This is a genomic window from Evtepia sp., assembly GCF_056797215.1.
On the sequence record NZ_JBQILM010000005.1, the window covers coordinates 60,347 to 75,234 of the forward strand.

At 58.2% G+C, this 14,888-nt stretch carries 16 protein-coding genes; 5 read left to right on the forward strand and 11 right to left on the reverse strand.

The genetic code is table 11. From position 1 onward, the window contains the following. Positions 1–9: 9 nt before the first annotated feature. From ACTOZL_RS02270 to vanG, 5 genes are all read right to left on the reverse strand, one after another. Positions 10–1,920 (reverse strand): acyl-CoA dehydrogenase family protein, encoded by a 1,911-nt coding sequence (locus ACTOZL_RS02270; protein WP_482476457.1) that lies wholly within the window; start codon positions 1,918–1,920, stop codon positions 10–12. Positions 1,921–2,163: 243 nt separating this feature from the next. Beyond that, complete coding sequence (vanT, locus tag ACTOZL_RS02275) at positions 2,164–3,291, reverse strand: serine racemase VanT catalytic subunit (protein WP_482476458.1); 1,128 nt, start codon at positions 3,289–3,291, stop codon at positions 2,164–2,166. Next, complete coding sequence (locus ACTOZL_RS02280) at positions 3,281–3,760, reverse strand: serine acetyltransferase (protein ID WP_482476459.1); 480 nt, start codon at positions 3,758–3,760, stop codon at positions 3,281–3,283. The genes vanT and ACTOZL_RS02280 overlap by 11 nt, the downstream gene beginning before the upstream one ends. A 4-nt stretch (positions 3,761–3,764) precedes the next feature. Next, positions 3,765–4,499: a D-alanyl-D-alanine carboxypeptidase family protein gene (locus ACTOZL_RS02285; RefSeq protein ID WP_482476460.1), complete on the reverse strand. Its 735-nt coding sequence runs from the start codon at positions 4,497–4,499 to the stop codon at positions 3,765–3,767. Continuing rightward, positions 4,496–5,542: a D-alanine--D-serine ligase VanG gene (gene vanG, locus ACTOZL_RS02290; protein WP_482476461.1), complete on the reverse strand. Its 1,047-nt coding sequence runs from the start codon at positions 5,540–5,542 to the stop codon at positions 4,496–4,498. Before vanG ends, ACTOZL_RS02285 begins: the two co-directional genes overlap by 4 nt. 504 nt (positions 5,543–6,046) lie before the next feature. On the opposite strand from vanG, the gene ACTOZL_RS02295 reads away from it, so the two are divergent. Both ACTOZL_RS02295 and ACTOZL_RS02300 read left to right on the forward strand, forming a co-directional pair. Then, positions 6,047–6,694, forward strand: coding sequence for a hypothetical protein (locus ACTOZL_RS02295; protein WP_482476462.1), 648 nt, complete (start codon positions 6,047–6,049; stop codon positions 6,692–6,694). A gap of 130 nt (positions 6,695–6,824) precedes the next feature. Next, entirely contained in the window at positions 6,825–7,202 is a 378-nt protein-coding gene (locus ACTOZL_RS02300) for a helix-turn-helix domain-containing protein (protein WP_482476463.1), read from the forward strand. A 7-nt stretch (positions 7,203–7,209) separates the two neighbouring features. On the opposite strand, the gene recQ is transcribed toward ACTOZL_RS02300, so the two are convergent. Next, positions 7,210–9,108, reverse strand: a complete 1,899-nt coding sequence (gene recQ, locus ACTOZL_RS02305) for a DNA helicase RecQ (protein WP_482476464.1) — start codon at positions 9,106–9,108, stop codon at positions 7,210–7,212. Between the two features lie 175 nt (positions 9,109–9,283). Here recQ and ACTOZL_RS02310 point away from each other — a divergent pair, with 175 nt between their 5' ends. Further along, positions 9,284–9,862: a Uma2 family endonuclease gene (locus ACTOZL_RS02310; protein ID WP_482476465.1), complete on the forward strand. Its 579-nt coding sequence runs from the start codon at positions 9,284–9,286 to the stop codon at positions 9,860–9,862. A 173-nt stretch (positions 9,863–10,035) separates the two neighbouring features. After that, positions 10,036–11,361 carry a sodium-dependent transporter gene (locus ACTOZL_RS02315; protein ID WP_482476466.1) on the forward strand — a complete coding sequence of 442 codons (1,326 nt, stop codon included), beginning with the start codon at positions 10,036–10,038 and terminating at the stop codon, positions 11,359–11,361. A 25-nt stretch (positions 11,362–11,386) separates the two neighbouring features. Here the strand turns inward: ACTOZL_RS02315 and ACTOZL_RS02320 are convergent, their stop codons facing one another. The 4 genes from ACTOZL_RS02320 to ACTOZL_RS02335 all read right to left on the reverse strand — a co-directional run bounded on the left by ACTOZL_RS02320 (position 11,387) and on the right by ACTOZL_RS02335 (position 13,522). Then, the gene (locus ACTOZL_RS02320) at positions 11,387–12,085 is read right to left on the reverse strand and encodes a hypothetical protein (RefSeq protein ID WP_482476467.1); all 699 of its coding nucleotides are present in this window, start codon (positions 12,083–12,085) and stop codon (positions 11,387–11,389) included. A gap of 445 nt (positions 12,086–12,530) precedes the next feature. Further along, the gene (locus ACTOZL_RS02325) at positions 12,531–12,956 is read right to left on the reverse strand and encodes an ImmA/IrrE family metallo-endopeptidase (protein ID WP_482476468.1); all 426 of its coding nucleotides are present in this window, start codon (positions 12,954–12,956) and stop codon (positions 12,531–12,533) included. Positions 12,957–12,975: 19 nt separating this feature from the next. Next, positions 12,976–13,143 carry a hypothetical protein gene (locus ACTOZL_RS02330; protein WP_482476469.1) on the reverse strand — a complete coding sequence of 56 codons (168 nt, stop codon included), beginning with the start codon at positions 13,141–13,143 and terminating at the stop codon, positions 12,976–12,978. Between the two features lie 94 nt (positions 13,144–13,237). Continuing rightward, on the reverse strand, positions 13,238–13,522 hold the full coding sequence (locus tag ACTOZL_RS02335; protein ID WP_482476470.1) for a branched-chain amino acid ABC transporter permease: 285 nt from the start codon (positions 13,520–13,522) through the stop codon (positions 13,238–13,240). Between the two features lie 286 nt (positions 13,523–13,808). Here ACTOZL_RS02335 and ACTOZL_RS02340 point away from each other — a divergent pair, with 286 nt between their 5' ends. Further along, positions 13,809–14,225: an alpha-helical endospore appendage domain-containing protein gene (locus ACTOZL_RS02340; RefSeq protein ID WP_482476471.1), complete on the forward strand. Its 417-nt coding sequence runs from the start codon at positions 13,809–13,811 to the stop codon at positions 14,223–14,225. A 30-nt stretch (positions 14,226–14,255) separates the two neighbouring features. On the opposite strand, the gene ACTOZL_RS02345 is transcribed toward ACTOZL_RS02340, so the two are convergent. Then, a partial coding sequence (locus ACTOZL_RS02345) for a recombinase zinc ribbon domain-containing protein (RefSeq protein WP_482476472.1) occupies positions 14,256–14,888 on the reverse strand: 633 nt, incomplete at its 5' end.

Genomic DNA, 14,888 nt, shown 5'->3' on the forward strand with positions numbered 1-14,888 from the left:
CACGGGTGCTCAAATCTCGGTTTCGATGAAGCCCTCGGTCCCCTCGCCGCAGTGGGGGCAGGCCCAGCCTTCGGGCAGGTCCTGGAAGGCAGTACCGGGGCGCACCTCGTTCTCCGGGTCCCCGGCCAGTACGTCGTACTCATAGCCGCAGCCGTTGCAGATATACAGCTTCCGGGGCTGGGTGACCTTCTTTGGCACCATGCGCTTCATCTTCTTCATGGGCGGTGCGGGAAGCTTGTCGCCGGTGTCCAGGGCGGCGGTGAGCAGGGGCAGGATTTCCATCACGTCCCCTACGATGCCGTAGTCGCAGTTCTTAAAGATTTTGGCGTTGGGGTCCTTGTTGATGGCCACAATGCAGGCGGCCTCCTTGATCCCCTTCAAGTGCTGGATAGCACCGGAGATGCCGCAGGCGATGTACAGGTTCCCCTTGAACTTCTGTCCAGACATGCCCACATAGCGGTTCAGGGGCAGATACTTCAAGGTCTCCGCCACAGGGCGGCTGGAGCCAATGGCGGCACCGGCGGCTTTGGCCAGGTCCTCCACCAGCTTCATATTCTCCTGGGCGCCGATGCCCTGGCCGGCACTGACCACCCGCTCGGCCTGGGTGATGGGGGTGTCCATGGGGATGCCCACAGTGAAGTCATGGCCGTCCTTCTTCAGGTTGGCCACCAGCTTTTCCACCTTCTCCTGGGCGCTGCCCTCTTTGAGGATCATGCGCTTGCGCTCCCCGGTCTCCGGGCCCCGCTTCTGGACGGGGGCAGCGCTGTCCTCTTTCCCGGCCTTGCCCAGAATCTGGGAAGCAATGACCACCCGCTGGATCTCGTTGGTGCCCTCATAGATGGTGGTGATCTTGGCGTCGCGATAGAAGCGCTCCACCTCCATGCCCTTCAAGAAGCCGGAACCGCCAAAGATTTGCAGGGCGTCGTTGGTGATCTCCATAGCGCTGTCAGAGGCATACTGTTTGGCCATGGCGGCCTCCATGCTGTAGGGCTGGTGGGCCTGTTTCAGCTCTGCGGCGCTGTAAACCAACAGCCGGGCACAGCGCAGCTTGGTGGCCATGTCTGCCAGCTTAAAGGCGATGCTCTGTTGCTGGCAGATGGGCTTACCAAACTGGACCCGCTCTTTGGAATACTCCAACGCCGCCTCATAGGCCCCCTGGCCGATGCCCAGGGCCTGGGCGGCAATGCCGATACGCCCGCCGTCCAGAGTAGCCATGGCAATTTTGAAGCCCTGGCCCTCCTTGCCCAAGAGGTTCTCCTTGGGAATCTTCACGTCATTAAAATTCAACTGGCAGGTAGCGGAGGAGCGGATGCCCAACTTGTCATAGTGCTCCTCGAAGGTGAAACCCTCCCAGCCCTTTTCCACAATAAAGGCGGAGATGCCCTTGGTGCCGATGCCCGGGGTGGTGACGGCAAAGACCACATAGGTGCTGGCCTCGCCGCCGTTGGTGATGAAAATCTTCTCCCCGTTGAGCAGGTAGTGGTCCCCCTTGTCCTCGGCGGTGGTCTCGGTGCCCCCGGCGTCGGAGCCGGCGTTTGGCTCGGTGAGGCCGAAGGCCCCTACCTTCCGCCCGGAACACAGGTCGGGTAAGTACTTCATCTTCTGCTCCTCGGTGCCGAAGGCATAGATGGGATAGGTACCCAGGGAAGTGTGGGCAGAGAGGATTACGCCGCAGCCGCCGTCCACCCGGGACAGCTCTTCCACTGCGATGGCGTAGCTGGTAGCGTCCAGCCCGGCGCCGCCGTACTTCTCCTCATAGGGCAGGCCCATTAGGCCCAGCTCTCCCATTTTCTTCACCACGTCGGTGGGGAACTGGTTGTTTTTGTCCAGCATGAATGCGATGGGTTTGATCTCCGCCTCGGCAAATTCCCGTACCTTTGCCCGGAGCTCCTCATGTGCTTGTGTGGTCTGATACATCATAATGTTTGCCACCTCTTCCTCCTACTAAAATTCAAACTGCGCGAAAAGGCGCACGCAGAAAACCCAGAAGCATCCGCTTCCCACTCCTTAGATCCGAACTATCCCATCGGGGCGCTTGCCTTTTGGCTTATTATACAAGACAAAACGAATCCTGTCAACATTCCCTTGGACAAAATCACGAGAAGCTTGCATTTTTACAGAAAAATGGCAGCCCCGCTTCCAGGGCCGCCGAAAAATCATTGTTTACTTCCACCGCCACTCCAACCGTGCCCCCAGGCGGCTCAAAATCTCGTTGGCAATGGTACCCGCCTGCTTGGCCAGGTCGCAGGCGGTGATCTCCAAGCCGCCTGCTGTGCCTATAAGTACCGCTGCGTCCCCAGGGGCCACTGGGGGACAGTCCGTCACGTCCACCAAGGTCTGGTCCATACACACCCGCCCGGCGATGGGGGCCCTTCCGCCCCCAAGCAACGCCGCCCCTACCCCGCAGGAAAGGCTGCGGGGCAGGCCGTCCCCGTAACCGATGGTGAGCACCGCCAGCTTCGTGGGGCGCTGGGCCGTGAATTGCAGGTCATACCCCGCCTGCTCCCCCACCGACAACGCCCGCACCTGGGCCACCTGGGCCTTCAGGGAGAGCACAGGACACAGGGTGACCGGGCAGCGGGTCAGGTCTGCCGTATTGCTCAGCACGCCATAGAGGGCAATGCCCACCCTGGCGTAGTCGCCCCCCAGCTCTGGATAGTGCAGCAGGCCATAGCTGGACAGCAGGTGGCGCTTGGGCACAGGGCAGCCCCGGGCCGCCAACTGTGCCAGAGCCCCACAGAACGCCCGCCCCTGGGACAGGGTAAAGGCCCGGTCCTCTGGGGAGGCCGTCCCGGCGGCGCACAGGTGGGTAAAGGCCCCGGTAATTTCCAGGTTCCGGCAGGCAAAGAGGGGGACTAAGGTGTCCACGCTGCCGCTCCCCTCCCCCAGGCGGTGCATCCCCGTGTCCAGCTTCAGGTGGACTTGCAAGGGGACCCCTTGGGCATCCAGGGCCATGCCGTAACTGTGGTCCAACACGGTCTGGGTCAAGCGGTTTTGGTGGAGAATGGGGGCCTGCTGGGGATGGGTATAGCCCAGGACCAATATCTCCCCCTGGACGCCCCCGGCCCGGAGCTCTGCCCCCTCCTGGACAGTGGCCACACAAAAGGACTCCACTCCCAGCCGGTTCAGCTCCCTGGCCATGGGCACCGCCCCGTGGCCGTAGGCGTTGGCCTTTACCGCAGGCATCAGGGTGCAGTGGGGCGGGAGCAGCCGGCGCAGCTCCGCCACGTTGTGGGCCAAGGCCTCCCGATCCAGCTCCACCCAGGCCCGGGGAGGCAGGTCACGGGGCATCCTGGAACACCTCCCTGGTGATCATACGGGGCGGCGGCGCCACCACGGTGCTGTGGTCGGGCACGTCACAGTTCACCACAGCCCCGGCCCCAATTTTCACGTCGTTGCCGATGCGGACGCCCCCCACAATCACCGCCCCCGCCCCGATGAGGCAGCGGTCCCCGATGATGGGGGCCACCCGGTTTACCTCGCCGATGGTGACATTTTGATAAATCCAGCAGTCCGCCCCGATCTTGGCATAGCGGGAGATGTAGACCCCATGGAGGCCGTGGGGCAGCACCGGCTCCCCGCCAAATACCGCCCCGTTGCCGATGTAGCCCCCGTGCTTATGGGCCATGCGGTTGAGGAGGAAGGTGAGCATCCGCCGTCCCAGGGCGCTGCGGCAACGTTCCCGGCGGTGGAACCAGCGCCAGTAGCTGTGGAGCCGGTCGCCCTTGGAGTAATCCGTCAGCCAGTCCCGAAGGTCCATCCTGTCACGCCTCCTTCCATGTGGTCAGAACCAAGCCGCCCTCATTGTCCCCGGAGAGGTAGCAGTCCACCCCTGCTTCCAGCGCTAGCCCCCCGGCGGCATCCGCTTCTATATAATAAATGCTATACTGCCGTCCCTGAGTCTGGCAGAGCAGCCCCGGCCCCCCCAGAGGGTAGCCCTTCACCGCCTGGTGGTACTCCTCCAAGGTCCACCCCCGTTGGGTCATGAGGATGGCATGGGGAACCCCCACATAGCGGAAGTGCCAGGGCTCATGGCTGATACCGGTGATGGCCTCCTTCCCCGCTGGGTAGCGCTCAATGAAGCCAAAGGCCGGCGCCTGCTGCCGCACCTGCTGGCATATCCCGCTGTAGGGAAAGGCGGGGCGGATGAAGTCGATCTCCGGCAGGGTGAGCCCCAGGTCAATGGCAAGGCCTGTCTGGTGCTCACTATGGCCTGGGACAGCCACATACTGTTCCGTAAAAGCCCGGCCGCTGTCCCGGAGGGATTGGTCAAAAATCTCTGTCTGCTCCTGTTGGGAGCGCCAGCCGCTTACCGGGGTGACGGAAGAGCCAGCGTTGACGGCTTCCAACAGTGCCGCCAGGGCCTGGGCTGCCGGCTGGGCCAAGAGGACACCGTTTCCCAGGTCCGTCAATTCCTCCGGCTCCCCCACCACCGGAACGTTCCGGTTCACCAGGATCAAATCCCCGGTGTGGATGCTGGGTAAGGCAAGCTTCCTCATTCCCCCACCACCTCCTGGATGAGGCGGGTGATGAGGACACTGAAGGGAATCCCAGCCTCCTGCATCATCTTGGGATAGCGGCTGTGGGCAGTGAAGCCGGGGATGGTGTTGACCTCGTTGAACACGATCCGTCCGCTGGGCTCCACGAACACGTCCACCCGGGCGAAGCCCTGGCAGTCCAAGGCCCGGTAGATTACCTGGGCGGTCTCCTTCACCCGTCGGGTCAGCTCCGGGCTGATCCGGGCGGGCACGTGGATGGCAGAGGTCTTGAGGGTGTATTTCTCCGTGAAGTTGAAGAAGCCCTGGGAGAGCTCGATCTCGTCGGGCTCCCCTACCGTGAGCACCTGGCTGCCCATGACTGCACAGCCCACCTCAAAGCCAGGGATGGCCTCCTCCACAATCACCTGCTGGTCGTAGGCAAAGGCCAGCGCAAGAGCCTCAGGGAAGGCCTGCGCCTCTGTCACCTGGGTGATGCCATAGGAGGAGCCTGCCCGGAGGGGCTTGACGAAGAGGGGGTAGCCCAAGGCCTCCGCCTGAGCCAGGGCCTGGGACTGGGCAACGCCCTTGGCCACCAGGAAGGACTTGGGTACCTCTACCCCGGCGGCTTTCACCAGGGCATGGGCCCGGTCCTTGTCCATGCACAGGGCAGAGGACAGCACCCCACAGCCCACCAGGGGGATACCGGCCAGTTGGAACAGGCCCTGCACCGATCCATCCTCCCCGTTGCGGCCGTGGAGGACAGGGAACGCGGCATCCACCGGGCAGCGCTCCACCCCCTGCTCCCCGAAGAACAGCAGGGCATGGTCCTTGGGGTTCAGGGACACCCCCGCCGGGGTGCAAGGGCCGCCGCGCCAGGTATCCCCAGCGATGGCGTCCAGGGGGCCACTGTAGTGGAACCACTGCCCTGCCGGGTCAATGCCGATGAGCACCGGCTGGTATCTGCTCTGGTCGATATGGGAAATTACCGCGTGGGCTGATTGGAGGGACACGCCATATTCTGGAGAATTTCCGCCAAAAATGACGGCAATCCGTTGCTTTTTCATCATGAACATCCTTTCCGCAAGGCAGAACGTACTGCCTCGCTTTGCCGGTCAACAAAGAGAAACCGTCCATATGATACCCTTTGATTGTAGCAAATTATAGCAGGACAATTATTAAATTGATACGGATGAAACCTTATGTTTCCCTTAAGTTTTCTTAATAACTTGTGAAGAACTTGCGGATATCATAAGCCCTGCCAACATAGCCCCATTTCTGAATTTGATTGCAGCTGCCACATGTGGTATAATGATTCCCATATAGTGAAGCGCAAAACTATATACAAAAATACCGCTCCCCAGGCTGATACAGCCAGGAAGCGGTGGGCCATGTTTTGGATGTGGACTGCCGGCGCTACACGATACCATGACAACAACAAATTAGAAAGCAGGATGTACATGAAAGCGAACACACTTCCACGGATCCTCAGCGTAGTCACTGCCCTTTGCCTCTGTGCCTGTGGTACCACGGATGCGCCAGTGGTGATTGAACCCACCGAAGACGCGCAGATGGCGCAGCTTTTAGAGCGCATCGAGGCCGGGGTCAAGCAGTACGATGGGCATACTGTCTCCCACGATGCAGGCACCATCACGGTGCGTGTATGGTCGGAAAGCATCACCAATCTTGCAGATTCCGTCCTGGCACAGGGGGGCGGCCCACAGGACGAAACCTGGGTACAAGCCAGAGCCGATGTGGAAGCCACCGTGGTGCATGTTGCAGACTGTATCCGAACCTCTGACTTCGCCTCTACAAAACTTTTGCTCAGCGTCTTGGACCACGCTGACCAGAGCCGGAAGCTCCTGACCTTCGACAATAGTGGCGTCGCCTATGATATTGTCGCGGAAACACCTGTCGCACCCCCAACCGAGCCATCTGCCGAGCCGGAACCACCTGCGCCTGCCTCCCCGTCCACACCCGAGGCTTCTACTACCCCAAACCAAAGCGGCGGCGGCGCAAACAATTTCAACACCCACAACAGTCCAGAGCAACAACAGACCTCTGCATCCTTCGTCTTAAACACCAGCACCCAAAAATTCCACCGTCCTACCTGCAACGACGTGGAACGGATTGCCCCGGAGAATTATTCCCCCTCCAACGAAAGCAGAAGCGCCCTGCTGGGCCTTGGGTATACGCCATGTGGGCATTGTAATCCATAACCATCCCTGCGCAGCCGCCTTTCCTGCCCTCCACTTGCCCAGTCAACCCAAAGTTGCGGGATAGATGGTAGACGCAACCGGCCCCTTTCGTATAAAATAGCCCCAGAAAAACACGAAAGGAGTTTCAAACATGATATTCCGACTGGCCGCAGTCCTCTATGTGGGGTTCTGTCTGGCGGTGGCTGCTGTCGCCATCTATCTTCTGGTGCTGGTCATCAAAGCCCTACGGAAGTACATTGCATCCAAAGAGGTACGGGAGGAAAAACGGGAGATCCGGAAATCCCTGGGGGAAGAGCTGCGGGAGAACCGCCTGCGCTGCAAGATGACCCAGGAATTTGTGGCCGATGCCTTGGGTGTCAGCCGGCAAGCGGTATCCAAATGGGAAAACGGCACCACCGACCCCAGCACATCGAACCTATTGACCTTGGCTGGCCTCTACGACATCTCCCCTGAGGCGCTATTGCGGCACGTGGGCAGCGGCAAGGGCGAAGAAAAGGAGGAGGGGTAACCAGCCATCACGGCTCCCCCTCCTCTGTGCCCCGCCCATAGGCTTGGAGCACCGACAAAAACTCTGCCCCATAGCGCTGGGCCTTTACCTCACCCACCCCGGACACCGATAGGAGTTCCTCCCGGTTCCGGGGTGTTTTTCGCGCCATATCCACCAGGGTGGCGTTGGAAAAGACAATGTAGGCGGGCACCCCCTCCCGCTGGGCCAGCTTGTTGCGCTGCTCCTTCAGGGCCGCCAAGAGGCCCTCGTCCACCCCCTGGCTGGACAGTGCCAAAGGCTCCTGCTCCAACAGGGGCTTGGGCTGTATCTTGGTCAACATCTCCACCCGCACCCCGTGGAACAGCACCCCGCCGGCAGCGGGGGTGGGGCGGAGGGTCGCGTAATTGGAGTCAATGAACACATAGCCCTTGGCCTCCAAACAGTCCAGATAGCTTTGGAGCAGCTCCCTGGGGGTGGCCTTCATCAAACCGTAGGTGGACAAATCCTCCAAGCCCAGCTCCAAAATCCGCTTGTCCCGGCTGCCCCGGAGGATGCGCAGGATCAGGGCCGCCCCCACATAGTACCCCAAACGATCCTTCACCCGCTTGATACAGGAGAGGATCATCTGGGCGGGAATGGTGATATCCGTCTGCTGGAACGACCCCTGGCAGTTGCCACAGTTGCCGCAGCCTGGCTCGTGGTCCTGGCCGAAGTAGTCCAGAATACGTCCCCGGAGGCAGTCCTCAGTCTTGCAGTAGTCCACCATCCGCTGGAGGCGTTCCATCTCCCGCCCCCGCAGCTCCGCCTGGGCCTCCGGGTCCAGCTCACTGTTGTCAGAGTTGTGGTCGATGAAGTATTTCGCCGTGGAGATATCCCCCGGGCCGTAGAGGAGGATACAGTCCGCCGCCTCCCCGTCCCGTCCGGCACGTCCCGCCTCCTGGTAGTAGGATTCCAGGTTCTTGGGCATATTGTAATGAAAGACATAGCTGACGTTGGACTTGTCGATGCCCATGCCAAAGGCGTTGGTGGCCACCATCACCAGCTTTCGGTCAAACTGAAAGTCGTCCTGGTTTTGCCGGCGCTCCGCCTCACTGAGCCCCGCGTGGTACCGGGTGGCGGAAAACCCGGCGGCGTTGAGGTCGTCGCACACCTGCTCCACCGCGGAACGGGTGGCGCAGTAGACGATGCCGCTCTTGTCCCCCCGCTCCGCCACCAGCCGCCGGAGGGCGCTGCGCTTGTCCTTGGGTTTGTAGACGTCAAAGTACAGGTTGGGACGGTCGAAGCCGGTGACGGTGTGTACCGGGTCTTGAAGGGCCAGCCGCAGGGCAATGTCCCCCTGGACCTGAAGGGTGGCTGTAGCGGTAAAGGCGGCCACCACAGGCCGCCGGGGCAGGGCCTGGACAAAGTCCAGAATCTTCAAATAGCTGGGCCGGAAGTCCTGACCCCACTGGGAAATGCAGTGGGCCTCATCCACCGCCACCAGGGAAATTTCCTGCCGGGCCATGTTTTCCAGAAAGGCGGGCTTTTCCAGCCGTTCCGGGGCGATATAAATGAGCCGGTAGGCCCCGCTGCGGATGCCCCGCCAGACCTCCCGGCTCTCCTCCAAGCTCTGGGCACTGTTGAGCTGGGCCGCCGGAGCCCCCGCGCCGGTGAGGGCCGCCACTTGATCCCGCATCAGGGAGATCAAGGGGGAGATCACCAAGGTCAGCCCAGGCAGCAGCAGGGCAGGGATTTGGTAGCACAGGGACTTTCCGCCGCCGGTGGGCATAATGCCCAGCACGTCCCGACCAGCCAGGATACCGTCCACCAGCGTCTCCTGTCCGGGACGGAATTCCGTGTGGCCGAAGTATTGTCGCAGTACGGCGAACTTGTCCATGGGCAGGGCCCTCCTTTGGCTCTGGGAAATCTGATGGAACCATTCTACCATACGGGATGCGGCTTTGTCCATGCTCCCGGTCAAAGGGCGTAAAATTTCCCCAAATGCTGTCGAAGCCCGCCGCAGGGTTTGCCGGATGCCAGCCTCGTGGCCAGCTTGCATGGGCGGGGAAAATATGCTACACTACATATAATAAAATAACCCCTTGCATGAAGGAGGGTGCTCTATGAATCAGAACCTAGCCTATCAGGAAGAGTGGCCGGAGGAATTGATCGACGGGAAGGTCGTAGCCATGTCCCCCCGCCCAGCTTGGAACCATGTTTCCATTGCCGGAAACCTCTATACCATCTTTTCCAACTACCTGCGGGGAAAGCAGTGTATCCCCATCCCCGACGGCTTCGACCTACATCTCACAGACAGAGATACCTTTGTCCCAGACATGATGGTGGTCTGCAATCGGGATCAGCTCAAGCATAACGGTGTATATGGCGCTCCGGACCTGGTGGTGGAGGTCCTCTCCCCCAGCACAGCCAAGCGGGACAGGGGTTACAAGAAGAATGCCTATGAAAGCGCCGGCGTTCCTGAATATTGGCTGGTAAACCCCGCTGACCGCTCTGTGGAGGTCTACCACCTGGCGGAAGGCCGCTATGTCCTGGACAACGTCTACTCCATCTTCCCCGACTGGATGCTGGAAACCATGACGGAAGAGGAAAAGGCGGAGATCGTCGCTGCGTTCAAATGCCATCTGTATGACGACCTGCTCATCTCCTTGGAGGATATTTTTAGCGGGTTGATCGACGTGTGAGCCCCAACAAGTCCATAGCATCAAAAGCCCTGACAGTCTCCCTGTCAGGGCCTTTTTGTTTGGTATAAAATCTACTCTTTACATTTTGTCAAAAAACGCTTAAAATAGACAGGCGAGTCTACTCATTAAAGCATTGAAGTTCTGTTGGACTGCAATGGAAAAGGAGAAATGAAATGAAGCGAGAGAAAAAGAAGTTTACCAGCCGATGGGGGTTTGTCCTCTCGGCGGTGGGGTCTGCCGTGGGTATGGCCAACGTCTGGGGATTCCCGGCCAAGATGGGCCAGAATGGCGGCGGCGCTTTCCTGGTGGCCTATTTGATCTTCATCGCGCTGTTCAGCGTGGTGGGCCTGTCGGCGGAGTATGCCGTGGGCCGCCGGGCCCACACAGGTACCTTAGGTGCCTATCAAATGGCCTGGGCCAGCCGAAAAAAAGCACTGGGGACTGCCGGCGGCGTTTTGGGCTGGCTGCCCTTGGCGGGCTCTATGTGCATCGCCATCGGCTACGCCGCCATCGTCGCCTATGTGCTAAAAGCCTTCGCCAGTTCCATCAATGGTTCCTTGATGCACGTGGACACCGGCACATGGTTTGAGGGCTTCTCCACAGCGGACTATTCTGTGCTCCCCTTCCACATCATCGTGGTGGTGGGAACCCTGCTGACCCTGCTCCTAGGAGCCAGGAGTATCGAAAAAACCAACAAGGTCATGATGCCGGTATTTTTCATCATCTTCGTCATCCTGGCCGTGCGGGTGTCCATGCTGCCTGGCGCGGCGGAGGGCTACCGCTATATGTTCTCCTTCCGCTGGGCGGAACTGCTGGACCCCATGGTGTGGGTCTGGGCCATGGGACAGGCCTTCTTCTCCCTGTCCATCACCGGCAGCGGCATGATCGTCTATGGCGCTTACCTGGGCCAGGAAATGGATGTGGCCGCCCTGGCCAAGCAAACTGCCCTGTTTGACACCATCGCCGCCCTGGTGGCCGCCCTGGTCATCATCCCGGCCTGCTTTGCCTACGGGCTGGACGTAGGGTCTGGGCCCTCCCTGCTTTTCGTCACCCTGCCCCGAATCCTACAGGACATCCCCCTGGGCCAACTATTCGCCATCATCCTATATATTGCCATGGTCTTTGCCGGGGTCAGTTCCCTGCAAAATATGTTCGAGGCGGTGGGGGAATCCCTCCAACACCGCTTCCCCAAGCTATCCCGGAAACTGGTGTTGGCGCTCCTGTGCGTGGTATGCCTGGGTGTCGGGGTGAATATGGAGCCCATCTTCAAGTGGGGGCCGTGGATGGACATCGTCTCCATCTATATCATCCCCATCGGCGCCACCCTGGGTGCCATCTCCTGGTTCTGGATCATGCGCCGGGAGGATTTGATGGACGAGGTGGGACACGGTGCGAAAAAAGCACCGGGCCGTATCTGGTACAACGTAGGCCGCTTCGTCTATGTCCCCTGCGCGGTGCTGCTGTGCGCTATCGCACTGTTCAAAAAGGTGGCCTTTTGACCCCTTCCTCTGGGTTGGCAGAGCCTTAATGGGGTGCCTTGAAATAATTCCTGCCAAAGAGGATACCTGCCAGCAGCAAGGATGCGCCCAGGCCAGAATAAAACACAGCGATGAAGCGCTCTGGGGCAAGGCCAGATCCCCGCAAAGAAATCCCCCCTACTATCATCACCGCCATGATGAGAAAGGCTTTCCGGTCAAAGAATTTCAGGAAAAACTGCCGTTCCTCTTGATAGCCTAAAATTCGTGCCGTATGTTTGCGCACCAAACGCCCAAAGATGAATCTTTGAAACAGCGCGAATACCAGAAGGGACAGGATGAGATTGACCACTGACCAGTAGGTGGCATATGCCAAGATACCGATCCGGAAAACGTTGAACCCGGCTACTGTCCAGACAAGACAGGCCAGCAACAAAAGCGTTCTTTTTTCACTTGCATAGCTGCGTTTCCTTTCTGATGGTGGGAGCGGTGGATGGGACGCTGATATAGGAAGAAGCCCTTGAACCATGTTGTTCAAGGGCTTCTTTGCAATAAGTGGATAAAATCGATTTTTCGGCCCCCTCGGGTTTCCCCGTTCCCCTTCCGCCGCGAGTCCAGCGAAGCGAGTCGCGGTGGAAAGCGAAGAAATTCCCGCCAGAGTGCAGTTTTCGGCGAAGCCGGAAACGGAACGGTGGTGAAAATTTCTGAGCTGGAGTAAGCGGTCAAAATCGATTTTTAGGAAAATCACTTCGCATTCTCGGCTCCTCCCGTGGCAGGAATAGTACCATATTACCAAGAATATGACAACATTTATGGATGTTGTTCTAGTTTCCCCTATCCTATTGATCAGGACTCTTTAATTGAACAATGCGCGTCTGGCTCGCTTCCACCCTGAGTGTATCTTTTCGGAGATGGAGAAGTTCTCCGATATTCTCCGGATACATCGTCACACCATATTTCTTAAATAGCTGGAGGAAAGTGTTGGGGTTCAGATAATCAGCTTCTAAAGAGTACATCAATAGCTCCTTGAAAGATATTTTCATTGAAATAATACGGCGTATCACCAGGTTCATTTGTGCGCCAACCTTTTTTAGAGACCTGCCGCATCATGTACTGATACTGGTTGTCAGTGATTGCCTTCAGTTGGTGGGCCCTGTAAATCATGGCCTGCATGGAACAATGCCACCGTTTTTTTAATGCAGGTAGTAGTTCAGATCAGTTGGATATGCCTGAATCTTCTGAAGGAAAGACTCCATCGGAAGGAGGAACGCGCTGGCAAATCTGTTAGCTTGATTTTCACGGCTCTTAAATTCCTCCTTGCCGATCAGGTCAAGGCTCTCGCTCCAAAGGTGAAGGAGAATGTGCCCAAGTTCATGTGCCATATCAAAGAAAATTCTGCCCTTTGGTTTTTCTCCTTGCGCCACCGCAATAAAGAATACATTACCGTCATCAATAAGTGTCCGCTGACTAAATGCATCGATTTTTCTGTCCACAGTATCAAAACCTGTAATGACAATACCGTTTTCCTCCAGAGTAAGCTGCAGATTAGATATTGGAGAGAGGTCCAATTCCCAATGTTCCCGCACCGCCAGCGCTATCGACTCAATCTCTTCCTGCATAGCTTCTTGGGCTGCATCGTCAAATTCGTTGTCGCTCCCGACAAATCATCGATACCACAGCGCCTGCTACGGAACTGATGATGCTCTCATCCAGTCCGAACACCATGGCCAGACCCGTGACGATGCCCGCTATCGCCACCCAAAGCTTGCGGAAGCTCAGCTTTCGTTTCCAGTCAATCTGATTCATAATGTACCGTTCCCCATATCGTAAGATTCGCTTATGTTTTAAGCGCCTCCGCTTCTCCGGCAGGCGCGGGAAAGCCTGTGAACAGGATTTGCCTTCAGCCCTCTTCGTCGTGCGCAGCCTGATTGAGATGCTCTTCGATCCGGTTCATGGCTTCCGTAACCGGGCCGTTGCAGCCCTGCTCCTTTAAGCCCTTCAAACAGGCCAGCAGCCCGTAGCAGATCAGGGTCTGCTCCTTGCGGATGGACTTCAGTTCCTCCACCTGTCTTCTGCTCCGCTGAACAAACTTGAAGAGCCAAAGGACCATGCCGCCTATCACGCCCAGGGCGGACAGGAGCTCCGCCAGCATCACGACTGTATCCGTACCAATGGTCATTTCCATGCTCAGTTCTCCTCTCTACCGCCCGCGTTTGGCGCCGCTTCTCGGCGAAACAATGGAGGTTTCATCAGCACGTTCAAGCGACCGCCGGGGCCGGAGTGTTACGGCATGATATCGGTTGCCGCCGTTCCAACCTATGACGGAAGCGGCAATTAGATTCCAGCCGGAACCTGTTAGCGCGCAGGCGCATAGAGTGTCTCGGGCACGGCGCTGGAGAGCCTTCCTCTCCCGCCGGCTTGCCTATGCGCTTTCGCAGCGCAACCCACAATGTGAAAGGAGCTTCTCAATTATGTCTCTACCCAGTTTCCCCAACGTTGACCCGCCCATCCAGCGGGAAGATGCGGTTAATCAGATTCTTTCCTCCATCGCCATGGAGGAGCTTGGCCTGAGCCATATCCTCAATGCTGAGGGCGAGAAGATGCAATATATCCTCGGAACCCTGCCCGGCCTCAGCGGCCCCGCAGCAACCGTGGAAGACGTGCTGAACGCCAATGAGAGCGTTCGCGGTCTGCTGGAGACTGCTGTTCAGAACCAGATTTTCCTGAAAGGGAAGATGCAGGGCGCTCTGGACGCCTCTCCCATGCGGGGGCCCACCGGACCCCAGGGCCCTGCCGGCCCCGCAGGCGGTCCCGCAGGCCCCGCCGGAACCCCTGTAGCTGCGGGCGCAACCGGCCCAACAGGGCCGCTTATTTATGCACAACAGTAACTTTTGCTTGGTGATGGGTCATTAAGCCTGCTACATCGCGGGCTTTCGCTCTATCACCGTAAGTATGTTGTGATTGTTCTCGATGTAATCAAGTATACGCTGATACTCGTCGGCAAAATTGAAGTCCACCGTTATCTCCCCGTTCTCATGCACCCAAACCGTATCAACCAATTCAACCACGATACCGCGATTGAGGGTTTGAATGTTCCTGTGCTTTAGAAAAGCAGTAAGATAGGGGTCGTCGGTGTCGATACCGTCAGCCATCACTTGCATTTCCTCTTTCAAATAAGAAATGTTCTGTTCAAGCTGGGTGATCTGCTCAGCAATTTTGCCTTTTAAGCGGCGGTATTCCTCTTTGGTAATGTCGCCGCTTTTCCAGTCAAGGTACAAGCTGTCGGAAGCATCATTGTATTGCTTGAGCTGTTTTTCTGCCTGTTTCAACGCCAGGGTCAAACGCTTGTTTTCCCGATTGATAACAGGCGCGTTGTTTATCCGTTCAACTTCTTCTGATAGTTTGTCCACAAGAGCGATCTGTACTTGCAGGGCAGCTAAAACCGCTTCTTCTAACTTATCCTGCCGGATAGAATGTTTACTGCAAGTCTTTTTGTCGGTAAAGGTACGACAGGCATAGTAGGCGAGATTGCGGGCGGTCTTTCGCCGCAT